The 21,250-nt window shown below is 66.9% G+C and carries 18 protein-coding genes; 13 read left to right on the top strand and 5 right to left on the bottom strand.

The genetic code is table 11. The features are described 5' to 3' along the window. Positions 1-254: 254 nt before the first annotated feature. Together AC3A3X_RS08990 and AC3A3X_RS08985 are read right to left on the bottom strand one after the other, a co-directional pair. Positions 255-1,628 (bottom strand): serine hydrolase domain-containing protein, encoded by a 1,374-nt coding sequence (locus tag AC3A3X_RS08990; RefSeq protein ID WP_487582682.1) that lies wholly within the window; start codon positions 1,626-1,628, stop codon positions 255-257. A gap of 204 nt (positions 1,629-1,832) precedes the next feature. After that, positions 1,833-3,413, bottom strand: coding sequence for a GMC family oxidoreductase (locus AC3A3X_RS08985; protein ID WP_487582681.1), 1,581 nt, complete (start codon positions 3,411-3,413; stop codon positions 1,833-1,835). A gap of 290 nt (positions 3,414-3,703) precedes the next feature. On the opposite strand from AC3A3X_RS08985, the gene AC3A3X_RS08980 reads away from it, so the two are divergent. The 8 genes from AC3A3X_RS08980 to AC3A3X_RS08945 all read left to right on the top strand — a co-directional run bounded on the left by AC3A3X_RS08980 (position 3,704) and on the right by AC3A3X_RS08945 (position 12,278). Continuing rightward, on the top strand, positions 3,704-5,035 hold the full coding sequence (locus AC3A3X_RS08980) for an NTP/NDP exchange transporter (protein ID WP_487582719.1): 1,332 nt from the start codon (positions 3,704-3,706) through the stop codon (positions 5,033-5,035). A gap of 50 nt (positions 5,036-5,085) precedes the next feature. After that, a complete protein-coding gene (locus AC3A3X_RS08975; protein WP_487582680.1) occupies positions 5,086-5,436 on the top strand; it encodes a DUF1304 domain-containing protein in 351 nt (116 codons plus the stop codon). Positions 5,437-5,553: 117 nt separating this feature from the next. After that, on the top strand, positions 5,554-5,907 hold the full coding sequence (locus AC3A3X_RS08970; protein WP_487582679.1) for a YciI family protein: 354 nt from the start codon (positions 5,554-5,556) through the stop codon (positions 5,905-5,907). A 4-nt stretch (positions 5,908-5,911) separates the two neighbouring features. Next, the gene (locus AC3A3X_RS08965; protein ID WP_487582678.1) at positions 5,912-7,171 is read left to right on the top strand and encodes an RNA polymerase sigma factor; all 1,260 of its coding nucleotides are present in this window, start codon (positions 5,912-5,914) and stop codon (positions 7,169-7,171) included. Positions 7,172-7,218: 47 nt separating this feature from the next. Further along, positions 7,219-7,866, top strand: coding sequence for a DUF6151 family protein (locus tag AC3A3X_RS08960; protein WP_487582677.1), 648 nt, complete (start codon positions 7,219-7,221; stop codon positions 7,864-7,866). Positions 7,867-7,967: 101 nt separating this feature from the next. After that, a complete protein-coding gene (locus AC3A3X_RS08955) occupies positions 7,968-10,673 on the top strand; it encodes a DEAD/DEAH box helicase family protein (RefSeq protein ID WP_487582676.1) in 2,706 nt (901 codons plus the stop codon). Positions 10,674-10,819: 146 nt separating this feature from the next. Then, positions 10,820-11,413 (top strand): energy transducer TonB, encoded by a 594-nt coding sequence (locus AC3A3X_RS08950; protein ID WP_487582675.1) that lies wholly within the window; start codon positions 10,820-10,822, stop codon positions 11,411-11,413. Positions 11,414-11,612: 199 nt separating this feature from the next. Next, positions 11,613-12,278, top strand: coding sequence for a DUF1287 domain-containing protein (locus AC3A3X_RS08945; RefSeq protein ID WP_487582674.1), 666 nt, complete (start codon positions 11,613-11,615; stop codon positions 12,276-12,278). A gap of 76 nt (positions 12,279-12,354) precedes the next feature. Here AC3A3X_RS08945 and AC3A3X_RS08940 read toward each other — a convergent pair whose 3' ends face one another. Beyond that, positions 12,355-12,888 carry a hypothetical protein gene (locus AC3A3X_RS08940; RefSeq protein WP_487582673.1) on the bottom strand — a complete coding sequence of 178 codons (534 nt, stop codon included), beginning with the start codon at positions 12,886-12,888 and terminating at the stop codon, positions 12,355-12,357. A gap of 320 nt (positions 12,889-13,208) precedes the next feature. On the opposite strand from AC3A3X_RS08940, the gene AC3A3X_RS08935 reads away from it, so the two are divergent. From AC3A3X_RS08935 to AC3A3X_RS08925, 3 genes are read left to right on the top strand one after another with little or no spacing between them, the layout of a single operon-like run. Further along, positions 13,209-14,306: a Gfo/Idh/MocA family protein gene (locus AC3A3X_RS08935; RefSeq protein WP_487582672.1), complete on the top strand. Its 1,098-nt coding sequence runs from the start codon at positions 13,209-13,211 to the stop codon at positions 14,304-14,306. 37 nt (positions 14,307-14,343) lie between these two features. After that, positions 14,344-14,730 carry a VOC family protein gene (locus tag AC3A3X_RS08930; protein ID WP_487582671.1) on the top strand — a complete coding sequence of 129 codons (387 nt, stop codon included), beginning with the start codon at positions 14,344-14,346 and terminating at the stop codon, positions 14,728-14,730. A 14-nt stretch (positions 14,731-14,744) separates the two neighbouring features. After that, positions 14,745-15,137: a GFA family protein gene (locus tag AC3A3X_RS08925; protein ID WP_487582670.1), complete on the top strand. Its 393-nt coding sequence runs from the start codon at positions 14,745-14,747 to the stop codon at positions 15,135-15,137. Positions 15,138-15,206: 69 nt separating this feature from the next. Here AC3A3X_RS08925 and AC3A3X_RS08920 read toward each other — a convergent pair whose 3' ends face one another. Further along, positions 15,207-15,683, bottom strand: a complete 477-nt coding sequence (locus tag AC3A3X_RS08920) for a hotdog fold domain-containing protein (protein WP_487582669.1) — start codon at positions 15,681-15,683, stop codon at positions 15,207-15,209. A gap of 74 nt (positions 15,684-15,757) precedes the next feature. Next, on the bottom strand, positions 15,758-18,226 hold the full coding sequence (locus AC3A3X_RS08915; RefSeq protein WP_487582668.1) for an acyl-CoA dehydrogenase: 2,469 nt from the start codon (positions 18,224-18,226) through the stop codon (positions 15,758-15,760). A 394-nt stretch (positions 18,227-18,620) separates the two neighbouring features. Here AC3A3X_RS08915 and AC3A3X_RS08910 point away from each other — a divergent pair, with 394 nt between their 5' ends. Together AC3A3X_RS08910 and AC3A3X_RS08905 are read left to right on the top strand one after the other, a co-directional pair. Beyond that, the gene (locus AC3A3X_RS08910) at positions 18,621-19,247 is read left to right on the top strand and encodes a TetR/AcrR family transcriptional regulator (protein WP_487582667.1); all 627 of its coding nucleotides are present in this window, start codon (positions 18,621-18,623) and stop codon (positions 19,245-19,247) included. 32 nt (positions 19,248-19,279) lie between these two features. Next, entirely contained in the window at positions 19,280-21,112 is a 1,833-nt protein-coding gene (locus tag AC3A3X_RS08905; protein ID WP_487582666.1) for a phosphoenolpyruvate carboxykinase (GTP), read from the top strand. The last annotated feature ends 138 nt before the right edge of the window (positions 21,113-21,250 follow it).

Here is a 21,250-nt window from a genome sequence, read left to right as displayed (position 1 = left end):
GCCTACGGGCACGTCATCCCGGCGCACGCCGGGATCCAGGCCGTCACCGTTTCAGTTCCGTCATCCCGGCGAAGGCCGGGTGCCTTTGCGTCACCGCACACGTGCAGCGTCAACGTGGATCCCGGCTTTCGCCGGGATGACGGTGAGTGGGCTGACGTGTTGTGAGCCTGGATCCCGGCGTGCGCCGGGATGACGGTGTCGGACGCTGCCGCGAAGGGTCCGTCGTCCGGCAATCGCCGGGACGACGCAGGCGATCAACGCGGAGCGGAGCTGGCCGTTTGCGCCTGGCTGCCCGGTGCGTTCGGCGAGGCCGGTTGTGCGGCGTCGGCGTAGAGGGTCTCGTCGATGTCGTCATCGAGCCACTGCTGCGCCGGCAGGCCCAGCGCGCGGTCGAGGATGGTCGGCACCAGGCCGGAAGGCAGCGAGCTCTCGCTGTTCCACAGCACGGCGACGCCGAAGTCGCGGTCGGGCACCATCGCGATCATGCCGCGATAGCCCTGCACCGCGCCGCCGTGGAAGACGATGCGATGGCCGCCGTAGTCGTACACGCGCCAGCCCAGTGCGTAGCCGGCGGAAGTCAGGCGCTGCCGGCGCCAGGACGAACCGCGCATTTCGCTCGGGGTGTCGACCAGCGGCTGGTGCAGCGTCGCCAGCAGCGGCGCAGGCAGCACGTCCGGGCGATGGCCGGTGTGGGCAAGCAGGTACTGCGCCATGTCGCTGGCGCTGGCGTTGACACCGGCGGCCGGAAGCACCTGGTAGTAGGTCGACTTGGGCATTGTCGACACCCAGCCGCCGCGACCGCGCACATGCGGACGCGCCCAGCTCGGACTGGCCTGGATGCCTTCCAGGCCGAGGCTGGCGTCGTTCATGCCCAGCGGCTTGAACAGGCGACGCTGCACTTCCTGCGCATAGAAGTCGCCGGTGGCCGCGAACACCACGTCGCCGATCAGGCTGAAGGCGATGTTCTGGTAGCTGTAGCAGGTGCCCGGTGCGCACTTGAGCGGCGCGTACGCCAGCTTCTGGGTCAGGGTGCGGTAGTCGGCGAAGCGCTCGAGATCGCGGTCGAAGGCGTTGTGGGTCAGGCCGACGCGATGGCTGAGCAGGTCGGCGACGGTGAGCTGCTGCGACGCGGACGGATCGCTGAGCTGGAAGCTTGGCAGGTAGCGCACCAGCTTGCTGTCCCAGCGCAACGAGCCGTCGTTGACGAGCAGTCCGGTCATCGTGCCGGCGAAACTCTTCGACAGCGATGCCAGGCGGAACACGGTGTGCGAGTCGACCGCGCTGGCATGGCTGACGTCGGTGATGCCGTAGCCGCGCGCGCTGATGATCTGGCCGTTGTGCACCAGTGCCATCGCCAGGCCGGGAACGCGCTGGCCGGCGACCAGTTGCTGCGCCATCGATTCGAACTGACGGACATCGAAACCGGCTGCGAGCGGCGGCGCCGGCGGAATCGGTGCAGTGCGGGCGGCGACAGTGACGCTGCCCTGCGCCGCGACGCTGGGCGTGCTCGCCTGCGGGTTCCAGTGCAACGGGGTCTGTGCAGTCGAGCCCAGGGTCAACGGCAGCAGCAGGGCGATGGCCCCGAGTCGCGGGAGGGCGCGGGAGCGCTTCTTATTATTGGTATTCATGGCCCTGAGCGCCTGTTCGTGCTGCGATCCGGCCCGATTCTAGCTCCGATCTCAGGGGTTGTGGCAGCTATGGGGCTCACCGGACTGATTTGACTGGGATAAGTGCCGGGCATCTCATTTCGTGGGTCGCGCTGGCACCTGTTCAGATTTTTGCCCGCGCCCACGCTGCGCAAAATGAACGCCGGACCACCATGCCCCTGCCGATCAGCTACCGCGAATGAAGTCGGCGGCGCGCTCGGCGATCATCATCGTCGGCGCGTTGGTGTTGCCGCCGATCAGCGTCGGCATCACCGATGCATCGACCACGCGCAGGCCCTCGACGCCACGCACACGCAACTGCGGGTCAACCACGGATGCATCGTCGTGGCCCATGAGGCAGGTGCCGACCGGGTGGTAGATGGTCTCGGCCTTGGCGCGGATGAATTCCATCAGCTGGGCATCGTCGAGATCGTTGCGCGCGGGAAAGATCGGCGCGCCGCGATAGGCATCGAACGCCGGTTGCGCCAGCAGTTCGCGCGACAGCCTGGCGCACTCGACCATCATCTTCATGTCGAAGCCCTCGGCATCGCTGAGGTAGTTGGCCTCGATCCGCGGCTTGTCGCCGGCGCGCGCGCTGGCCAGGGTGATGCGACCGCGACTGAGTGGACGCAGGAAGCACGCATGCACGGTGTAGCCGATGCCCTTGAGGCGATGGCGCCCGTGGTCGTCGAGCATCGCCGGGACGAAGTGCAACTGGATGTCAGGACGCTCGTCGGGCGCGAACCGTGAGCGCACGAACGCGCCCGCCTCGGCGATGTTGCTGCTGCCCACGCCGCTGTGGCCGCGCAGGTAGTAGTCGAAGGCGACCTTGGCGTCGTTGAGGCGGTCGTAGGTCACCGGCTGCGTGGCGTGCTGCAGCGTGCAGATGTCGAGATGGTCCTGCAGGTTCGCGCCAACCTGAGGCGCGTCGGCGATGACGTCGATGCCATTGCGTCGCAACTGCGCGGCCGGGCCGATGCCCGACAGCATCAGCAGCTGCGGCGAGTTGATGGCGCCGCCGCACAGCAACACTTCGCATGTCGCAGGCTGGTGGAAGGCGCGGCCCCTGGAGGTGTAGATCACGCCGTTGGCGCGACCGCGCTCGAAGGTGATGCGATTGACCTGGGCGCCGGTGACGATGGTCAGGTTGCGACGCTCGCGGATCGGATCGAGGTAAGCCACCGCGCTGGAGCAGCGCGCACCGTCCTTCTGGGTGACCTGGTAAAGACCGAAGCCGTCCTGCGCAGGGCCGTTGAAATCACGGTTGAGCCGATAGCCGGCCTGCTGGCCGGCCTCGATGAACGCCTGCGACAACGCGCTGCTGTAGCGCAAGTCGGACACGTACAGCGGGCCTTCGTCGCCGTGCAGCGCATCGGCGCCGCGCTGGTTGCGCTCGCTGCGGCGGAAGTAGGGCAGCACCGACTTCCAGTCCCAGCCATCGGCGCCGAGCGCGGCCCACTGGTCATAGTCGCCGGCGACGCCACGGGTGTAGCACATCGCATTGATCGAACTGGAACCGCCCAGCACCTTGCCGCGCGGCCACCACAGCACGCGGTTGTCGAGCTGCGCTTCGGCAGCGGTGTGGTAATCCCAGTTGACCCGCTTGTTGTTGACCAGCTTGGCCAGGCCGGCGGGCATGTGGATGAAGGGATGGCTGTCGCGCGGGCCGGCTTCGACCAGCAGCACCCGGGCGTCGGGATCGGCGGACAGGCGATTGGCGAGGACGCAGCCGGCGGAGCCGGCACCGATGATGATGTAATCGAACACGTTGCCTGCGCCTTGCCCGTGGAGACTGCCCTACAGCCGAGCGACCGTAAGGGGGGCCATTAGAGCAAATGCTCCCGCCCGACGGTGCGGGGCCGGGCCGGCCCGGCGACCGCGCCTGCGGCCGCTCCCGCGGCAACTTCACGCCTTGTCGGGCGCTCCCCTATCATCCGCCCAACCCACAGCGCGCCGGCCGGCCGCGAGGACACCGGAACATGGCGACAGGCGGGCACGGCGAGGGCGCGGTCACTGACGGCCCGGGCCAAGGTGGCCGGGGCATGGATGGCCGGGGCATGGGTGGCCGCGGCGGTCACCTGCGAAGCTTCCAGGCCGCACTGCGCGAGTCGCCGCCGCTGTGGTGGTCGCTGCTGTACTTCTTCTGCCTGCTGTGCGGCTACTACGTGCTGCGCCCGGTCCGCGACGCCATGGGTGCCTCGGGCGACATCGCCACGGTATTTCCGCAGGCCAGCATCGACTGGGCGACTGCGCACGGCTTCGCCTTGAAGGACTTCACGCTGCAGGTGCTGTTCACCGGCACCTTCCTGACGATGGTGCTGCTGCAGCCGGTGTATGGGGCGCTGGTGTCGCGCTTCCCGCGCCGGGTCTTCCTGCCGGCGGTGTACCTGGTCTTCATCGCCTGCCTGCTGGGTTTCTACTGGGCCTTCGACCACGACGTGCCGGGGCGCGGCGCGGTGTTCTTCATCTGGGTGGCGGTGTTCAACCTGTTCGCGGTGGCCGTGTTCTGGAGCTTCATGGCCGACGTGTTCGACAACGATCACGCCAAGCGCCTGTACGGCTACATCGGCGCCGGTGGCACGATCGGCGCGCTGGTCGGCCCGCTGCTGACGAGCAGCCTGGTCGGGACGCTGGGCGTGGCCAACCTGCTGCTGGTGTCGGCCGGTTTCCTGGCGGTGTGCCTGCTGTGCATCCTGCAACTGCGCAAGTGGGCGATCCGGCGCGAGCAGCTCACAGGCAGCGTCGACGGCGAGGCCGCCATGGGCGGCTCGATCGTGGCCGGCCTGCGCCTGGTGTGGCAGCGGCCGCTGCTGCGCGCGCTGGCGATCACCGTGTTCTTCGGCGTCGGCGTCGGCACGCTGCTCTACAACGAGCAGGCGGCGATCGTGAAGGCGTTCTACCCCGACGCACGCGCGGCGACGCGTTACTACTCCATCATCGACGGCGCGGTGAACACCGTGACCATCCTGGTGCAACTGCTGCTCACCCGCTTCCTGCTGCGCCGGTACGGGGTCGGGCCGACGCTGCTGATTCCGGCCTTCGCCATTCTCGGCGGCTACGCGATGCTGGCGCTGTCGCCGGTGCCGCTGCTGGTGGCGATGGTGCAGGTGGCCACGCGCGCCGGCGAGTTCTCGCTGGCCAAGCCCGGCCGCGAGACGATCTACACCCGCGTCGACCGCGAATCGCGCTACAAGGCCAAGGCGGTCATCGACACCGTGGTCTATCGCGGCGGCGACCTGACGTTCGTCTGGCTGCACAAGGCGCTGTCGGTGTTCGGCTCGCGGCTGGTGTTCGTGGCCGGCATGGCCGTGGCGCTGGGCCTGACCTTCGGTGCCTGGAAGGTGATCCGTGCGCAGCGCACGCTGCCCGACGATTCGAGCTCGTCGTGAAGGCCGGGCGGCCGGCGTAAGCTGCGCGCTGACGTCATGGAGGAAGCGGCATGCCCTTGCTCGCAGTGGTACTGATCGCGCTGGTGGCGCTGCTGCACCTGGGCTTCCTGGTGCTGGAGATGTTCCTGTGGACCCGGCCCTTGGGCCTGAAGGTCTTCCGCCAGTCGCGCGAGAAGGCCGAACAGTCGAAGGTGCTCGCCGCCAACCAGGGGCTGTACAACGGTTTCCTCACCGCCGGCCTGGTGTGGTCGATCGCGGGACATCGCAGCGATGTGGCGCTGTTCTTCCTCGGCTGCGTGGTCGTGGCCGGCGTGTACGGCGCGGCCACGGTGAATCGCCGCATCTTCTTCGTCCAGGCGCTGCCGGCGCTGGCGGCAATCGTGGCGGTGTGCGTGGGCTGACGTAGTAGTCGCCCGGACCGGGATGTCGAATCCAGGCCCCCGCGGACGACTATCCGGTAGGCGGCGCGAACGGGCCGCCCCTGCCGCGCCCCGGCGCAATCCTCACAGGAGCCGACAATGAAATACGCATGCCTGATCTACGACGACGAGAAGCTGTTCGACGCCATGCCCAAGGACGAGGTCGACGCCATCCTCGGCGAGTACTTCGCCCTTTCCGACGAACTGGGCCAGAGCGGCCACCTGCTCGGTGGCCAGGCTCTGCTACCGGTCAGCAGCGCGACCGTCGTGCGGGTCCGCCAGGGCCGCACCTCCACCACCGATGGTCCGTACGCGGAGACCAAGGAGCAGCTGGGCGGCTTCTTCCTGATCGAGGCGCGCGACCTCGACGAGGCCATCCGCATCGCTGCACGCATCCCGTCGGCGCGGTTCGGCAGCGTCGAGGTGCGGCCGGTGATGGAGTTCGAGCGGTAGCTGCGTGAGCGACCTCGGCGACCGCAGTGGCGACCCGGTCCGCGACCGGCTGGACGCCGTCTACCGGCTCGAATCGCGCCGTGTTCTGGCCACGCTGATCCGCCTCCTCGGCGACTTCGACCTCGCCGAGGAGGCGCTCCACGACGCGTTCCGTGCCGCGATCGAGCAATGGCCGCTGCAGGGTGTACCGGAGCAGCCACGCGCCTGGCTGGTGTCGGCCGGGCGCTTCAAGGCGATCGACAGCCTGCGCAGGCGCGCACGCTTCGACGCATCGCTGACGCAGATCGCCGACCGGCTCTACAGCGACATCGGTGACGGCGCCGCCCTCGACGAGGACGTGGAGGACGACCGCCTGCGCCTGATCTTCACCTGCTGCCACCCGGCCTTGTCCGCCGATGCGCAGGTCGCCCTCACGCTGCGCGAAGTCTGCGACCTGACCACCGAGGAGATCGCGCGTGCGTTCCTGATTTCCGCGCCGACGGTGGCGCAGCGCATCGTCCGCGCAAAATCCAAGATCCGCCAGGCGCAAATCCCGTACCAGGTGCCGTCCCGAGACGAGCTGCCGCAGCGCATCGACAACGTGCTGCAGGTGATCTACCTCGTCTTCAACGAGGGCTACGCGGCGACGTCGGGCGAGTCGCTGACGCGCCACGATCTTTGCTGCGAGGCAATCCGCCTGGGCCGGTTGCTGGTGGAACTGCTGCCCGACCCGGAGACGCTGGGGCTGCTGGCGCTGATGCTGCTGCACGAGTCGCGGCGGCCGGCGCGCGCGACCGCCGGCGGCGACCTGGTGCTGCTCGACGAGCAGGACCGCAGCCTGTGGGACCGACCGTTGATCGCCGAAGGGCTGGCGCTGGTGCAGCGGATCCGCGCGTCGCGCCGGTTTGGCCCGTACAGCCTGCAGGCCTCGATCGCCGCGATCCATGCCGCCGCCGCGAGCGCCGAGCACACCGACTGGGCACAGATCGTCGCGCTCTACGAACTGCTGCTGCGTGCCGACCCCTCGCCGGTGGTCGAGCTCAACCGTGCCGCCGCGCTGGCGATGCGCGACGGGCCTGCCGCGGGGCTGGCCCTGGTCGAGGCCTTGCTTGCGCGTGGCGAACTGCATCAATACCTGCTGGCGCACTCGGCACATGCCGACCTGTGCCGACGGTTGGGACGAACCGCACAGGCACGTGCGTCCTACCTGCGCGCGCTGGAACTGACGCGGCAGGCGCCGCAGCGGCGCTTCATCGAGCGCAGGCTGCGCGAACTGGATGGATGACGGCGCGACCCAACATGGCCGCTTCTGGCCGATAGCGGACAGGGCCAATGCTAGAGTTGCCGGTCCGGAAGGAGAGGGATTTTTTGATGGAGACCTCAGGCAAGACGATGCAATTGCGATGTCGCTGCGGGGCGGTGATGGGCGAGATGGACACCAGCCGTGCTTACACGCGGGCAACCTGCTACTGCAAGGACTGTCGTGCCTACGCACGTTTCCTGGGGCAGCCGGGCGTGCTGGATGCCAGCGGCGGCACCGACATCGTCGCGATGGCACCGGCAGCCGTGCGCTTCACTGCCGGCTCCGAGCACATTGTCTGCATGTCGCTCAGTCCGAACGGACTGCTGCGCTGGTACGCATCCTGCTGCCGCACGCCGCTCGGCAATACGCCGCGCGAACCGAAGATCCCCTACGCGGGCCTCGTGACGGCCTGCTTCGATGCTGCGCCGGAGGTGGCGAACAAGGCGTTTGGGCCGCCCGGTCGGATCGTGCTGAGCAACAAGTCAGCCACCGCGCCGGTCAGCGCCACGCCGCTCGCCTTCATTACCGGCGCGTTGCGCATCTTCGCCGGCATCATCGGCGTTCGCTTGCGCCGCGAGCGCGCCACGCCATTCTTCGACGCCAGCGGTCGTCCATTGCGCGAGCCGGAGGTGGTCAGTCGCGACCAACGTGCTGCGCTGGAGCGGGATGCTGCCTGACAACCGCGCGGAGGAGGCGGGCTGGATGGATGCCGCGGACGGATGCGCAAGAGGCCTTCGCTCTGGCAAAGTGGATAGAGGGGAATCCGGGGTCCGTTCCAATGTCCGTAGCATCCGCGCTGCGCTTCCGCTGGCCGTGGCGCGACTATCAGGCGCGCGTTCTGAAAGTGCTCGACGGTCATCTGACCGACGGTCGCCTCCATATCGTGGCCGCACCGGGTTCGGGAAAAACCGTGCTTGGCCTGGAGGTATTCCGTCGGTTGGGCTTGCCGGCGCTGGTGCTCTCGCCGACGCGCACCATTCGCGACCAGTGGATCGAGCGCCTGCGCGATTTCCTTCCGGAGGGCGAAGATCCGTTTGCCCAGCCATGGCAAAGTCGCGACGTCGACGCTCCGGGGTTTTTCAATTCGCTCACCTATCAGGCGCTGCATAGCCGCACGCGCACGCAGTCGCAGGATCTGGAGGGCGCCGAGGCCGAGGAGCTCGAGTCGGACACCGAGGGTGACGGCCCGAGCCGGGAGGAGATCGGCGAAGTCGCAGCACGACTGAAGGCGGCTGGCATCCGGGTGCTGATCCTGGACGAGGCGCATCACCTGCGCGCGGAATGGTGGGCGGCATTGCGGACCCTCATTCAATGCCTGGGCGATGTGACCCTGGTGTCTCTGACGGCCACGCCACCGTACGACGTGGCAGGTCAGGAGTGGGGCCGCTACGTCGAGCTGTGCGGGCCGATCGACGAGGAGATTTCGGTCCCCGAACTGGTGAAGGCGGGCACGCTGTGCCCCCATCAGGATTACCTCTGGCTGGTGCGCTGCGAGGGGGGAGATGCCGCTCGGCTCAGGCAGCACCGGGCACGTGTGGTGAGCCTGCTCAACGAGCTGTTGATCGATGCGGGTTTCCTCGACGACTGCCGCGGGCATGCTTGGGTAACGGCGCCGGAAGCGCACAGTCCCGAGCTCGTCGAGTTGCCACGCGAAGCGATGGCCCTGTGTGCGTTCCTGAACCATGCCGGTCGTCCGCCAGGTGCGCTGATGCGGGCAGCAGACCTGGAAGTGGCGGACCTGCCGCGCATGGACGAGCGCGAATGGGAGCGGCTGCTGAACCTGTACCTGTTCGGCGCTGGCTGGCCCGCCGGCGCCGAAACCGCAGAGCGCCGCCAGCGTCTCGGGCGTCGCCTCCGCGCCGACGAGTTGCTGTGGAAACGCGAACTGGCCTTGGCCGGTGCCGGGCGGCGCTGGCCGCGATTGTCCATGGACGCCGCCAAGGCCGATGCCTGCGTCGATATCCATCTGCTGGAGTCAAGGGTCCGCGGCGAGGACCTGCGCCAGGTCATCCTGACCGACTACATCCGCGACGAGGAATACGCCCAGCCGGTGCAGGGTGCGCTGTCGCTGGGAGCGTGGCCGGTGTTCTTCCGTCTCGCCGGTAGCGCCAGTCAGTGCCGGCACGGCGCCATCGCACTGCACACGGGTCGCTTGAGCATCGTCCATCGCGATCTGCTGGATGCATTCAGGGCGCTGTCGGAGACGCCACAACTGCAGGTCCTGGACGTGCCCGCGCTGGCCGACTATGTCGAAGTGCGCTCGCTCGGCGACCGGCGCCTGACTCGCTCGTTCACCCGGATGCTGGTCGACGGTCAGGTGCAGGTGCTGGTCGGGACCCGGGCACTGCTTGGCGAGGGCTGGGACGCGCCACCGGTGAACTCGTTGATCCTTGCCAGTGCGATCGGATCGTTCATGACCACGAACCAGATGCGCGGCCGTGCCATCCGCACCGATCGTGGGCAGCCGGACAAGGTCGCCTCCATCTGGCACCTCGCCGCTTTCGCCTCCGTCGCCGACGAGTACTGGGACCTGCGCGACCTGGAGGACATGCGTACGCGTTTCGAAACCTTCGTCGGGCTGGCCCATGATCGCCCGGTGATCGAGGGTGGCCTGTCGCGTCTTCGGCCGGGCTTCATGAGCGATGGCACGTTGCGGACGCCGATCGACGAGGCCTGCGAGAACAAGGACATGGCGTCGAGGCTGGTCGCGATTTCCGACATCGCCCGCCGTTGGCAGGACGCCGCGGATCTCGGTCAGGTCGGCCAGGTCTCGCCCAGCGTCGATGTACCCAAGCCGCCGCGCTTCAATCCGCTCGACTTCCGCGGGACGCTGGCCGCACTGTTGTTGCAGCTCGTATGGATCGCGCTGGGCGCATTCGTTTCCGCGTTGCAGTTCCTCGGAGCGCGCTCCAGCAGCCTGGCGGCGCTCGTGCCGGTGCTGCTGATCGCCACCGCGCTTGCGTTCGTCGCTACCGGTCCACGCTTGTGGCGGGTGATGCGGCTGTACCTAAGGTACCTCCCGGTCGACGGTGCGGTCCGGGGAATCAGCCTGGCCGTTCGCGATGCGCTCTGCGACTGCGCACTGCTCCCCGCGAGCCTCAGGCATGCGCAGATTCTCGTTGGCGAGCGTTTCGACGGCGGTGTCTACGTCGCCCTGCGCAGTGGCAGCCTGGCGGAACGGGCGCTGTTCGCCGACTGCGTCGGAGAGGTCCTGGCGCCGATCGAGCATCCGCGCTACATCATCACTCGCAGGCTCTCCCGCAGGGTCGGCCGCGAGCTTGACTATCACGCCGTTCCCGCAGTGCTCGGTTCCCGCGCCGAACGCGCGCAGGCGTTCCTCAAGGCCTGGCAGCGACACGTATCGGGGGCCGAGCTGCACTACACCCGCAACGACTACGGCAGGAGTGTCCTGCTGCGTGCGCGGTTGCGCGCCTTCTCCGCAGCATCCCAGTCAGCGGCCAGGCGGATGGACCGGTGGCTGTGACACGTTCCGTTCGCGACCACGGGGACGGTCGCCGCTACTCACACGCTAGTCCGGGGAGACTTGTGAAGCGCCTATCCTTGCTCTTGACCACCTGCCTCACCTGCGCGACTGCCTCGGCACTTCCACCACCGCTTCCACCGCCGCCGATGCCACGCGACGTGCGCAACGCACAGATCGTCTCGCAGGAGCCCAAGCCCACCTATCCACGCGAACTCATCTGTTCGGGACTCGCAGCGACGACGACCCTCGTCCTGCTCGTGAACACAGCGGGCGTAGTAGTCGACCCCCTGGTGGAAAAGAGCAGCGGAAACCGGTTGTTTGATACGGCTGCCATGGTGGCCGCGAGGCAGTGGCGGTTCTCTCCATCGACGGAGCGTGGCGTCCCCGTGCCATCGCGGGTTCGCATCCCAGTCGATTTCGTATCGGGCAAGAAGGCGGACTACTGCTCCGCGATCCTTTTGACGCTCGCTGCCGCTCCAGGGAGGCGGAAGTTCTCGGCAGGCGGCCCGGTCTTTGCGGAAGTGAAGTTCCAGCCTCCAAGGCCGATGACACTGGTGGCCAGTTGGGAGAGGGAGGAGGGCGATGGCTTCGTCCTCGTCGGGGAGGAGAGTCGCGCTCTGGTTCCGGCGCGAAACGACTACATCTTCCTCTTCGACTCCACGCAGGCAGAAGGCAGGTATCGCGTAAGGATGACTGCGGAAGACGGCTATTCTGCCGAGGCTGAATTCTCGGTGAGGTGACTGTCCGTCATCTGGCAGTCGCTCGGCGGGGGCCGAATAGGCTGGGATGCAAGTGGAGCGCAGGCCGCGACGCTGGGGCTGCTCAATTCTGGGGACTTGGATGACAGTCGTAGCTCAGGAACATGACCGGACCTGCAGGTCCGTCTACCACTTGGGTGCCATGCACAACCATATGGCAGCTTGCACCTTTATCGTTTGCATGGCCCTGGCTGTATCGGCATGCCAACAGAAGCAGCCCGCCACGCAGATCGATACCCCGGAACGAAAGTCAGCGCTCAGTTCAGGCGGGGCACGCAGTCTTCCGCCAGGCGCAAGGACAATCATCCGGACCAGTCGGGAAAGAATCGACTTGGGTGAGTATTACGATCCGAGCTACTACAGCATCGCCTATCCAGGCGGAGATGTCCCAAATGATCGGGGCGTTTGCACCGACGTTGTCATACGCGCGTACAGACACATTGGGATCGACTTCCAGCAGCTGATCCACGAAGACATGAGCAAGAGTTTTTCCGCCTATCCAAAGCTCTGGAGAAACAAGTCAACGGACAGGAATATCGACCATCGACGGGTGCCAAACATCGAGACGTTCCTGAGTCGTGAGGGCGCATCACTGCCGATCAGTTCCCAGGCGTCCGACTACCTCCCCGGGGATCTGGTGACGTGGCGCCTCGCTGGCGGACTTCCGCATATCGGAATCGTCTCGGATCGCGTCGTGCACCGAAGCGACAGGCCGCTGATCATTCACAACATCGGTGCTGGCACTGCAGAGGACGACATTCTTTTCACTTATCAGATTTCCGGTCATTTCCGCTATTTTCCGGATGGCACCTCACCATTCATTCAAGCAGAGGGGCCGGTCAGGTAGTGCCCGTCCTGTCGGCTCGTCGATTGTGTTGGGCGGTGCAATCGTTGGGCAGGTCTGGCCCTCGCCACGAAGCACTTTATCCGCCGATCACATGCACCTTGGGCTTTCCGTCGACCTGTTCGAACCGAAATCGATAAACCAAGGTTACTGGCTGCGGAATGCCTTTGCCGCCGTCGCAGCTGGCCACGGCCCGTTCCTTGTCTTTCGCGTTACGGAACACACAGCGCAGTGCAGGGTCGAATTTCCAGGTCTTGGCCGCCGTTTCCGACGCGGCCAGGAACTCGGGTTCCGCACTGGTGGCACAGAACTCAGAGGCCGACGCTTTGGCAACAACGGTCACAGCGCCCTTCTCGTCGATGCCCACCCTCAGGCACACCGTGCGCGGGGGCAGGTGCAGGCCGAGCAGGTTTGGCGGGTAGCTCGGATGTGCATTCTTCATGTCGTCCAGCGGCATCAGGAACGACTCGTTATCCGCCAGCACCAGGCGATCGCCCTGGGTGGCGGTACCGGCCACCGGTGCCGGCGTCGTCGTCACGGTCTGCGCATGTGGCAATGCTGCGTGGCCGCAGAGCACGGCCGCGGTACATCCCAGTGTCACCCACCTGGTCATCGTTTCTCTCCTGTTAGATAGCGTGGGGCTGGTTGCGCCAACCCGGAGTGCACCGCTTGTAAGCGAGCCAGCCCCCGGCTGCCTCGTATACAGCCGAACGCAACGGCATCGTCCTATCCGGCCACGGGCGCAAGACAGGTGAGCCGCCCCGGGGGATAAGGCCGCGTTGGCCGTCCTTTTGCATGAAATGCGCGGACCGTCGGGGGACCGGTTGAAACCGAAGCCGATAGCAGTCGTCGAGCAGGCGGCAGTCCGTGCGCCCGCTGGCGGCAAGGCCTCGGCGCAGGGTACCTTTCGCCTGCCCAGCTCGAGGACCGGTCATGCCCGAGGTATCCCGTCGTCAGTTCCTGGCTTCCACTGCCGCCGTGATGGCGGCGCCCTTCATCAGCACCAGTTCCACCCGTGCCCGTGCGCAGGAGTCGGGCAAGCTCGGTGTCGCCATCTGCGGCCTGGGCAAGCTAAGTACGGACCAGATCGCACCGGCGCTGATGAAGACCAGCCACTGCCGCCTCGCCGGCATCGTCACCGGTACCCCGGCCAAGGCCGAGGCCTGGAAGGCGAAGTACGGCATGCCCGCGGGCAACGTGTATTCGTACGACACGATGGATCGGATGGCGGACAACGCCGACATCGACCTGGTCTATGTCGTGACGCCCAACGCGCTGCATGCGCAGCACACGATCCAGGCCGCGCAGGCCGGCAAGCACGTGTTCTGCGAGAAGCCGCTGGAAATATCGGTCGAGCGCTGCCAGCAGATGATCGATGCCTGCCGCAACGCCGGCCGCCTGCTCGGCACCGCGTACCGCTGCCAGTATGATCCGCACCATCTGGAATGCATCCGGCTGGTGCGCGAAGAAGTGTTCGGCAAGCCCACCATCGTCCAGGCCGGCTTCGCCATCGACGTCGGCGCGCCCGATCAATGGCGCCTCAAGCGCGCTCTGGCGGGCGACGGCGCGCTGATGGACGTCGGCATCTACGCATTGCAGGCCACGCGCTATCTGACGGGCGAGGAGCCGATGGCCGTGTCCGCGCTGGAGACCAGGACCGACCCGGTGAAGTTCGCCGAGGTCGACGAGAGCATCGTCTGGACCACGAAGCTCCCCAGTGGTGTGGTCGCGTATTGCAGCACCAGCTACAAGGCCGGCCGCATCCAGAACCTGCGCGTCAACGCCGAGCGTGGCTGGTTCGAGCTTGATCCGGCATTTTTCTACGGCGGCAACCACGGGCGGCGTAGCGACGGCAAGGAGATCCGCTTCCCCGAGATCGACCTGTTCGCCGCCGAGATGGACGACTTCGCCCGTTGCATCCTCGAACGCAGGCCCACGAAGGTTCCCGGCGAGGAAGGCCTGCGCGACGTACGAATCATGCAGGCCATCTACGAGTCGGTGCGGACAGGAAAGACGGTGTCGTTGGTTTGACGGGTTTCGTGCACTTTTCGCCAGCTGGGAGGTTCGGATGAAGCGGGTTACAGGTATCGGCGGCATCTTCTTCAACGCCAGGGATCCAGTCGCATTGCGTGCCTGGTACAAGCAGCACCTGGGGATCGATGTCCAGGAATGGGGTGGCGCGGCATTCACGTGGGCGGATGCATCGGGAAATCCCACGGGCGGGACGACCATCTGGTCCATCGGCGCCGCCGATGGCGGGCACTTCGCACCGAGCCAGTCGACCTTCATGGTCAACTATCGCGTCGAAGACCTCGCCGCGCTGCTTCAGGCCCTTCGCGACGAAGGATGCAACGTCCTGGAGAAGACGGACGATTCCGAATACGGGAAGTTCGGCTGGGTCATGGACCCGGAGGGCAACAAGATCGAACTCTGGCAGCCCCCTGCGGGGCAGTGAGGAGGAGGTCGCGCATGGACCGGTTCACCGGCGGTTGTCTTTGCGGTGACGTCAGGATCGTGGCATCCGGACGCCCATATCGGGTTGGCCTTTGCCACTGCCTCGACTGTCGCAAGCATCACGGCGCCCTGTTTCACGCGTCCGCGATTTTTCCCCAGGATGCGGTGACGATCGAGGGCGAGACTCGCGACTACGCCGGGCGTCATTTCTGTCCCCGCTGCGGCTCGACCGTCTTCGGGCGCAGCGCGGACGAGATCGAAGTGAACCTGGGGTCGCTGGATGGCCCGGACCAGCTGATGCCGACCTACGAAAGCTGGATCGTGCGCCGCGAGTCCTGGTTGCCGCCGTTTCCGTTGACGAGACGCTACGAGCGCGACCGTGATGCCACGGGTCGCTTCGAGGAGTAGCGGGCGCGCTTCGAGGAGCCGTTACGAGACGAACGCCGCAATTCCGCGTCCGCCATCAGTTCGGATGACCTATGCCGACGCGCGCCTCGGCGACACCCACATCGCGATGCGTGCGCGAAACACCACGTCGCCGGCATCGTCGCTGACGGTCACGCTGACCGGAAGTTCATAGCCGCTTGCGGCCTCGACCACAGGGATGTCCGGCGCGGCCACGCCGTGCATGGTGCCTGTCGCCTTCTTCAGGTACTCGACGGTCATGCCCTTGGGGATCCAGCGCATGCTGGCCGGGATCGTCGCGTCGGTCATGACGCCGGCGCTGAGCTCGGCCAGGTTGCACAGCGCGATCGCGTGCACGGTGCCGATATGGTTGTGGACACGGCGGCGGTCGCGGATACGTACCTCGCAGCGACCGGGCTCGAGCGCGACGAATTGCGGCGCGATCGTGGCGAAGTAGGGCGCCTTGAAGCAGACCGCGCGCGAGAACAGCCAGTGGCCGGCCGGCCAGCGGGTGATGCGGCGGTACAGCGCGAGGATGGGCGCGGACACGGGTATTCGGGCTCCTTGTGTCAGATACGACAACGGCGGGACATGCCCGCCGTTGTCTCTCATTTGCAACCGCCTCAAGCGGCGGCGCGGCTGTCGTGCTGCAGGTTGCGGTAACCGGCCGAGCGCAGCTCCTCGCTGTCGAAGTCATCGACGCTGATGGTGTCGATGGTCATCTCGCGCAGCTCTTCGAGCTGGCGACGCTCGTCGGCGGTGATCCAGCCTTCGCGCACGCCTTCGTCCAGCTGCGAGGCGAAATCATGGGCCTCGATGTCGCTGTTCTTGAGCGCCTTGAGGAACTTGCGCTCCACCGGCTCGGCCAGGATCGCCTTCTGCAGGTAGCTGTTGATGCGGCCGGCCGGGTTGTTCTCCGTCGGCGTCATGAAGATGCCGGAGGCGAGGCGGTCGCGCGCTTCGTTCGGCGACATCAGCAAGGACGCGGTCTTGTGGCCGAGGCGATCGCTCGGCGCCTGTGCGCGGCGGCCCCACGGGAACACCAGCATCCACAGCAGCCAGCCGACCGGACGGATCGGGAAGTTGCGCAGCGCCGCCGAGAAGGCGATCTCGATCTTGTGCACGCTGTTGTGCACCGACCACGCCAGCAGCGGCTGGTCGGACACCGGACGGCCCTGGTCCTCGTAGCGCTTGAGCATCGCGCTGACGATGTAGAGGTGGCTGAGCACGTCGCCCAGGCGGCCCGACAGCGATTCCTTGAACTTGAGCTTGCCGCCGAGCAGCAGCATCGAGGTGTCGGCCATCAGCGCCAGCGCCGCCGAGTAGCGGTTGAGCTTGCGGTAATAGCGACGGGTGTAGGCATCGCCCGGGGCAGCGCCGTACCTGGCGTTGACCAGGCCGTACCACCAACTGCGCACGGCATTGGAGATGGCGAAGCCGATGTGGCCGAACAGGTTCTTGTCGAACTCGCGCAGGCGCTCGTCCGGATCGGGCAGCGTGGCCGCCTTCATTTCCTTGAGCACCCACGGATGGCACAGGATCGCGCCCTGGCCGAAGATCATCAGGGAGCGCGTCATGATGTTGGCGCCCTCCACCGTGATCGCGATGGGCGAGGCCTGCCAGCCACGGCCGAGGTAGTTCTTCGGTCCGAGGATGATGCCCTTGCCGCCATGGATGTCCATCGCGTCCTGCGCGGCTTCGCGGCCCATCTCGGTGCAGTGGTACTTGGAGATCGTCGACGGCACGGCCGGCAGTTCGCCACGCGCGACCGCCGCGGCCGACGCCTCGGCCAGCGCACTGGCGGCGTAGGCATTGCCGGCGATGCGCGCCAGCGCTTCCTCGACACCTTCGAAGCGGCCGACCGACAGGCCGAACTGCTTGCGGATGCGCGCATAGGCACCGGTGACCACCGCGGCCATCTTGGCGCCGCCGCTGGCGGTGGAGGGCAGGGTGATCGAGCGGCCGATCGACAGGCACTCCACCAGCATCTGCCAGCCCTTGCCGGCGTAGGCTTCGCCGCCGATCAGCTGGCTCAGCGGGATGAACACTTCGCGGCCGTGGATCGGCCCGTTCTGGAACGGCGAGTTGAGCGGGAAGTGGCGGCGGCCGATCTCGACACCGGCGGTGTCGCGCGGCAGCAGCGCCAAGGTGATGCCGATGTCCTTCTGGTCGCCGATCAGGCCGTCCGGGTCGTACATGCGGAAGGCCAGGCCGATGAGCGTCGCCACCGGCGCCAGGGTGATGTAGCGCTTGTCGAAGGTCAGCTTGACGCCGACCACGCGCGCGCCGTTCCACTCACCGGTGGTGACGATGCCGTAGTCCGGGATCGAGGTCGCATCCGAGCCGGCCCACGGACCGGTCAGGCCGAAGCAGGGCACTTCGCGGCCATCGGCCAGGCGCGGCAGGTAGTAGTCCTTCTGCTCCTGGGTGCCGTAGTGCAGCAGCAGTTCGGCCGGGCCGAGCGAGTTGGGCACGCCGACGGTGGAGCTGACCACCGAGGAGATCGACGCCAGCTTCTGGATGACCTTGTGGTTGCCCAGCGCCGAGAAGCCCAGGCCGCCGTACTCCTTGGGCACGATCATGCCGAAGAACTTGTTCTTCTTGATGAACTCCCACACCGGCGGGGTCAGGTCGGCATGGACGTGGGTGATCTCCCAGTCGTTGATCATCCGGCACAGTTCTTCGGTCGGTCCGTCGAGGAAGGCCTGCTCGTCCGCGCTCAGGGTCGGCTTGGCCTGGTTCAACAGCACGTTCCAGTCCGGCTTGCCGGAGAACAGCTCGCCCTCGAAACCGACCGTGCCGGCTTCCAGTGCGACGCGCTCGGTTTCCGACAGCGGCGGCAGGATCTTGGTGTAGAAGCCCAGCAGCGGCTTGGTGATGAAGGGCAGGCGGAACTGCGGCAGCAGCAGCGGCACCGCGATCAGCGCGGTGAAGAAGGCGGCAACCAGGGTGGCCGCGCCGTTGGCGCCCAGCAGCCAGCAGGCCACCAGCGCCGTCGCGGTCAGCGCCGCCCAGACCGGCAGGCGCAGCCGGTGATAGGCGGCGATGGCGCCGACCAGCAGGAAGGCAATGAAAGGAATCGCAATACTCATGACAACGCTCCAGCGGCGATGACGAAGTCTGCACAAGGCAGGCTAACCATTGAGTTGAGGCGAAGCGACCGTGGCGAAAGGGCCGGCCCCGCGGACGCCGGGGAAGGGCCATTCAAGCAACTGCATCAAACGCTCAACATACGGCCGAGTATGGTAAGGTTCGGCGGTCGCTGTCAAGGAAGTGGAAGCGGAGTCGCGAACCCGGCGCGGCCCCGGTCCGGCCCGGCGCGGGCTGGACGACGCCGATCCCGGGAGGGAAGCCAGCGTAACGTGCTTGTTCTGGCCGTTTCAGGGCCCCGAGGGCACTACGGTGTTTCCTGATCCGCCCTGGGTTCCCGTTCCGTTGCATATGCATACTGTTCCCGCCGGTGCCGTATGGTTAAACTTGTCGCCTATGAGCTCGACCGCGCACCCCAAGCAAGACCGCCCCGGACAGGCCCGTAACGGCTCCGGAACCGAACGTACCGGTCGCCTCAGCGCAGACGACTGGGCCCAGGCCGCGCTCGACCTGATCGCCGAACAGGGGGTCGCCGCGGTTGCGGTCGAACCGCTGGCGCGCCGGCTGGGCGTGACCAAGGGCAGCTTCTACTGGCACTTCCCCTCGCGCGACGCCCTGCTGGTGGCGGCGCTGGAGCGCTGGGAGAAGGTCGAGCAGGAGACCGTCTTCGGCCAGCTCGAACCCATTTCCGATCCGCGTGAGCGCCTGCGCGCGCTGTTCACCCTGGTCGCGCACGAGTTCAAGTCGCACGTCATCTATTCCGAGCTGCTCAAGGCGCTCGACCACCCGGCCGTGCAGCCGGTGATCGGGCGCGTCTCCGAGCGCCGCCTGGACTACCTCACCGCATCGTTCCGCCAGGCCGGCCTGGCCCGCACCGATGCCCAGCATCGCGCCCGCCTGCTCTACGCCGCCTACGTCGGCTTCCTGCAGCTGAACCTGCAACTGCACCAGGCGCGCATGCAGCACGACGAATTCGAGGCCTATGTCGAGCACATGATGGCCACGCTGATCCCTTCTTCTTGATAGACCAGCTCCCCGCTGGAGGATGTTTGCAAATGAATGCGATTTCCCATGACGTTTCCAAGCACGACGTCTCGAAACCTGCCATTGCGCCGGGGAGCGAAGGCAGCAAGCTGGCCGAACTCAATGCCTGGGTCGCCCAGGTCGCCGCGCTGACCCGGCCCGATGCGATCGTCTGGTGCGACGGCAGCGATACCGAGAGCGCCGCGCTGATCAAGCAGATGCAGGCCGACGGCACCCTGGTCAAGCTCAACGAACGGACCCACCCGAACAGCTGGCTGCACCGCTCGCACCCGGAAGACGTCGCCCGCGTCGAGCACCTGACCTTCGTGTGCACGAGCGAGCAGGAAGACGCCGGCCCGAACAACCACTGGATGTCGCCGGCCGACGGCCACAAGCAGATGGACGCGCTGTTCGAAAGCTGCATGCAGGGCCGCACGATGTACGTGGTCCCGTACTGCATGGGCCCGATCGATTCGCCGCTGTCGCGTTGCGGCGTGGAGATCACCGACAGCCCGTACGTGGTCGCCAACATGCGCATCATGACCCGCATGGGCGCACCGGCGCTGGCGCGCATCGAGCGCGAAGGCCAGCAGGGCGGCGAGTTCGTCCGCGGCCTGCATTCGATCGGCGAGCTCGATCCCGAGCGCCGCTTCATCATGCATTTCCCGGAAGAGCTGACGATCAAGTCGTTCGGCTCCGGCTACGGCGGCAACGCGCTGCTGGGCAAGAAGTGCCACGCCCTGCGCATCGCCTCGCACCAGGCCCGTTCGGAAGGCTGGCTGGCCGAGCACATGCTGATCCTCGGCCTGGAGAATCCGCAGGGCGAGACCCATTACGTGGCGGCAGCATTTCCGTCGGCCTGCGGCAAGACCAACCTGGCCATGCTGATTCCGCCGGAGGGCTACCGTGCCCAGGGCTGGAAGGTGTGGACGGTCGGCGACGACATCTGCTGGATGCGCCCCGGCGCCGACGGCCGCCTGTACGCGATCAACCCGGAATCGGGTTTCTTCGGCGTCGCCCCGGGCACCTCCGACAAGTCCAACCCGAACGCGCTGGCTTCGATCCAGCACGACACCATCTTCACCAACGTCGGCGTCACCGCCGACAACCAGCCGTGGTGGGAAGGCCTCGACAACGGCCAGGCGCCGGTTACCGACTGGCGCGGCAATGCCTACGACGCCGCCAAGGGCCCGGCTGCACACCCGAACTCGCGCTTCACCGTGTCGGCCAGGCAGTGCCCGAGCTATTCGGAGCAGGCCGAGAACCCGGCCGGCGTGCCGATCAGCGCGATCGTCTTCGGCGGTCGCCGCGCCTCGCTGGTGCCGTTGGTGTTCGAAGCACGCGACTGGGCGCACGGCGTCCTGGTCGGCGCCGCGATGGGCTCGGAAACCACCGCAGCCGCCACCGGCGCGGTCGGCGTGATGCGCCGCGATCCGATGGCGATGAAGCCGTTCTGCGGCTACAACTTTGCCGACTACTTCAGCCATTGGCTGTCGTTCGACAAGGCCGGCGCGAAGCTGCCGAAGATCTTCCACGTCAACTGGTTCCGCAAGGGCGACAACGGCAAGTTCCTGTGGCCGGGTTTCGGCGACAACCTGCGCGTGCTGGAGTGGATGATCCAGCGCGTGAAGGGCGAGGCCGGTTCGGTCGAAACGCCGATCGGGCATCTGCCGGCCGAAGGCGATCTCAACCTCGACGGCCTCGCGCTGAGCGAGGAGGCACGCGCCAAGCTGTTCGGCTTCGACCATGCCGGTTGGCAGGCCGAGTTCGCCGGCATCGGCGAGTACCTCGACGAGTACGGCCCGCGCATGCCGCAGGCACTGAAGGACGAGCAGCAGCGCATCGCCCGGGATCTTTCCCGCTGAGAGCTGGCCGGCTGAGGACGCCATGAGCATTAATCCCGCTGCGTCCGCGGCTCGTAGTGAACTGATCGACGGCCGCCCGCAGCGGGTTTGGGGCGTGCGCCTGCCCGATGTCGGCGGCCACGCCGTCGGGTCGGCACC

The sequence above is a fragment of the Lysobacter sp. Soil_N_23 genome, from assembly GCF_057656135.1.
Note: the sequence above shows the minus strand (reverse complement) of the source record. Positions and strands in the feature narration are given on the sequence as shown.

Bases quoted from the DNA above. Each gene is read 5' to 3' on its own strand.
- AC3A3X_RS08990 (WP_487582682.1), bottom strand. From the start codon at position 1,628: ATGAATACCAATAATAAGAAGCGCTCCCGCGCCCTCCCGCGACTCGGG.
- AC3A3X_RS08980 (WP_487582719.1), top strand. From the start codon at position 3,704: ATGGGTGGCCGCGGCGGTCACCTGCGAAGCTTCCAGGCCGCACTGCGC.
- AC3A3X_RS08975 (WP_487582680.1), top strand. From the start codon at position 5,086: ATGCCCTTGCTCGCAGTGGTACTGATCGCGCTGGTGGCGCTGCTGCAC.
- AC3A3X_RS08970 (WP_487582679.1), top strand. From the start codon at position 5,554: ATGAAATACGCATGCCTGATCTACGACGACGAGAAGCTGTTCGACGCC.
- AC3A3X_RS08960 (WP_487582677.1), top strand. From the start codon at position 7,219: ATGCTAGAGTTGCCGGTCCGGAAGGAGAGGGATTTTTTGATGGAGACC.
- AC3A3X_RS08955 (WP_487582676.1), top strand. From the start codon at position 7,968: ATGTCCGTAGCATCCGCGCTGCGCTTCCGCTGGCCGTGGCGCGACTAT.
- AC3A3X_RS08950 (WP_487582675.1), top strand. From the start codon at position 10,820: ATGCCACGCGACGTGCGCAACGCACAGATCGTCTCGCAGGAGCCCAAG.
- AC3A3X_RS08945 (WP_487582674.1), top strand. From the start codon at position 11,613: ATGGCCCTGGCTGTATCGGCATGCCAACAGAAGCAGCCCGCCACGCAG.
- AC3A3X_RS08940 (WP_487582673.1), bottom strand. From the start codon at position 12,888: ATGACCAGGTGGGTGACACTGGGATGTACCGCGGCCGTGCTCTGCGGC.
- AC3A3X_RS08935 (WP_487582672.1), top strand. From the start codon at position 13,209: ATGCCCGAGGTATCCCGTCGTCAGTTCCTGGCTTCCACTGCCGCCGTG.
- AC3A3X_RS08930 (WP_487582671.1), top strand. From the start codon at position 14,344: ATGAAGCGGGTTACAGGTATCGGCGGCATCTTCTTCAACGCCAGGGAT.
- AC3A3X_RS08925 (WP_487582670.1), top strand. From the start codon at position 14,745: ATGGACCGGTTCACCGGCGGTTGTCTTTGCGGTGACGTCAGGATCGTG.
- AC3A3X_RS08915 (WP_487582668.1), bottom strand. From the start codon at position 18,226: ATGAGTATTGCGATTCCTTTCATTGCCTTCCTGCTGGTCGGCGCCATC.
- AC3A3X_RS08910 (WP_487582667.1), top strand. From the start codon at position 18,621: ATGAGCTCGACCGCGCACCCCAAGCAAGACCGCCCCGGACAGGCCCGT.
- AC3A3X_RS08905 (WP_487582666.1), top strand. From the start codon at position 19,280: ATGAATGCGATTTCCCATGACGTTTCCAAGCACGACGTCTCGAAACCT.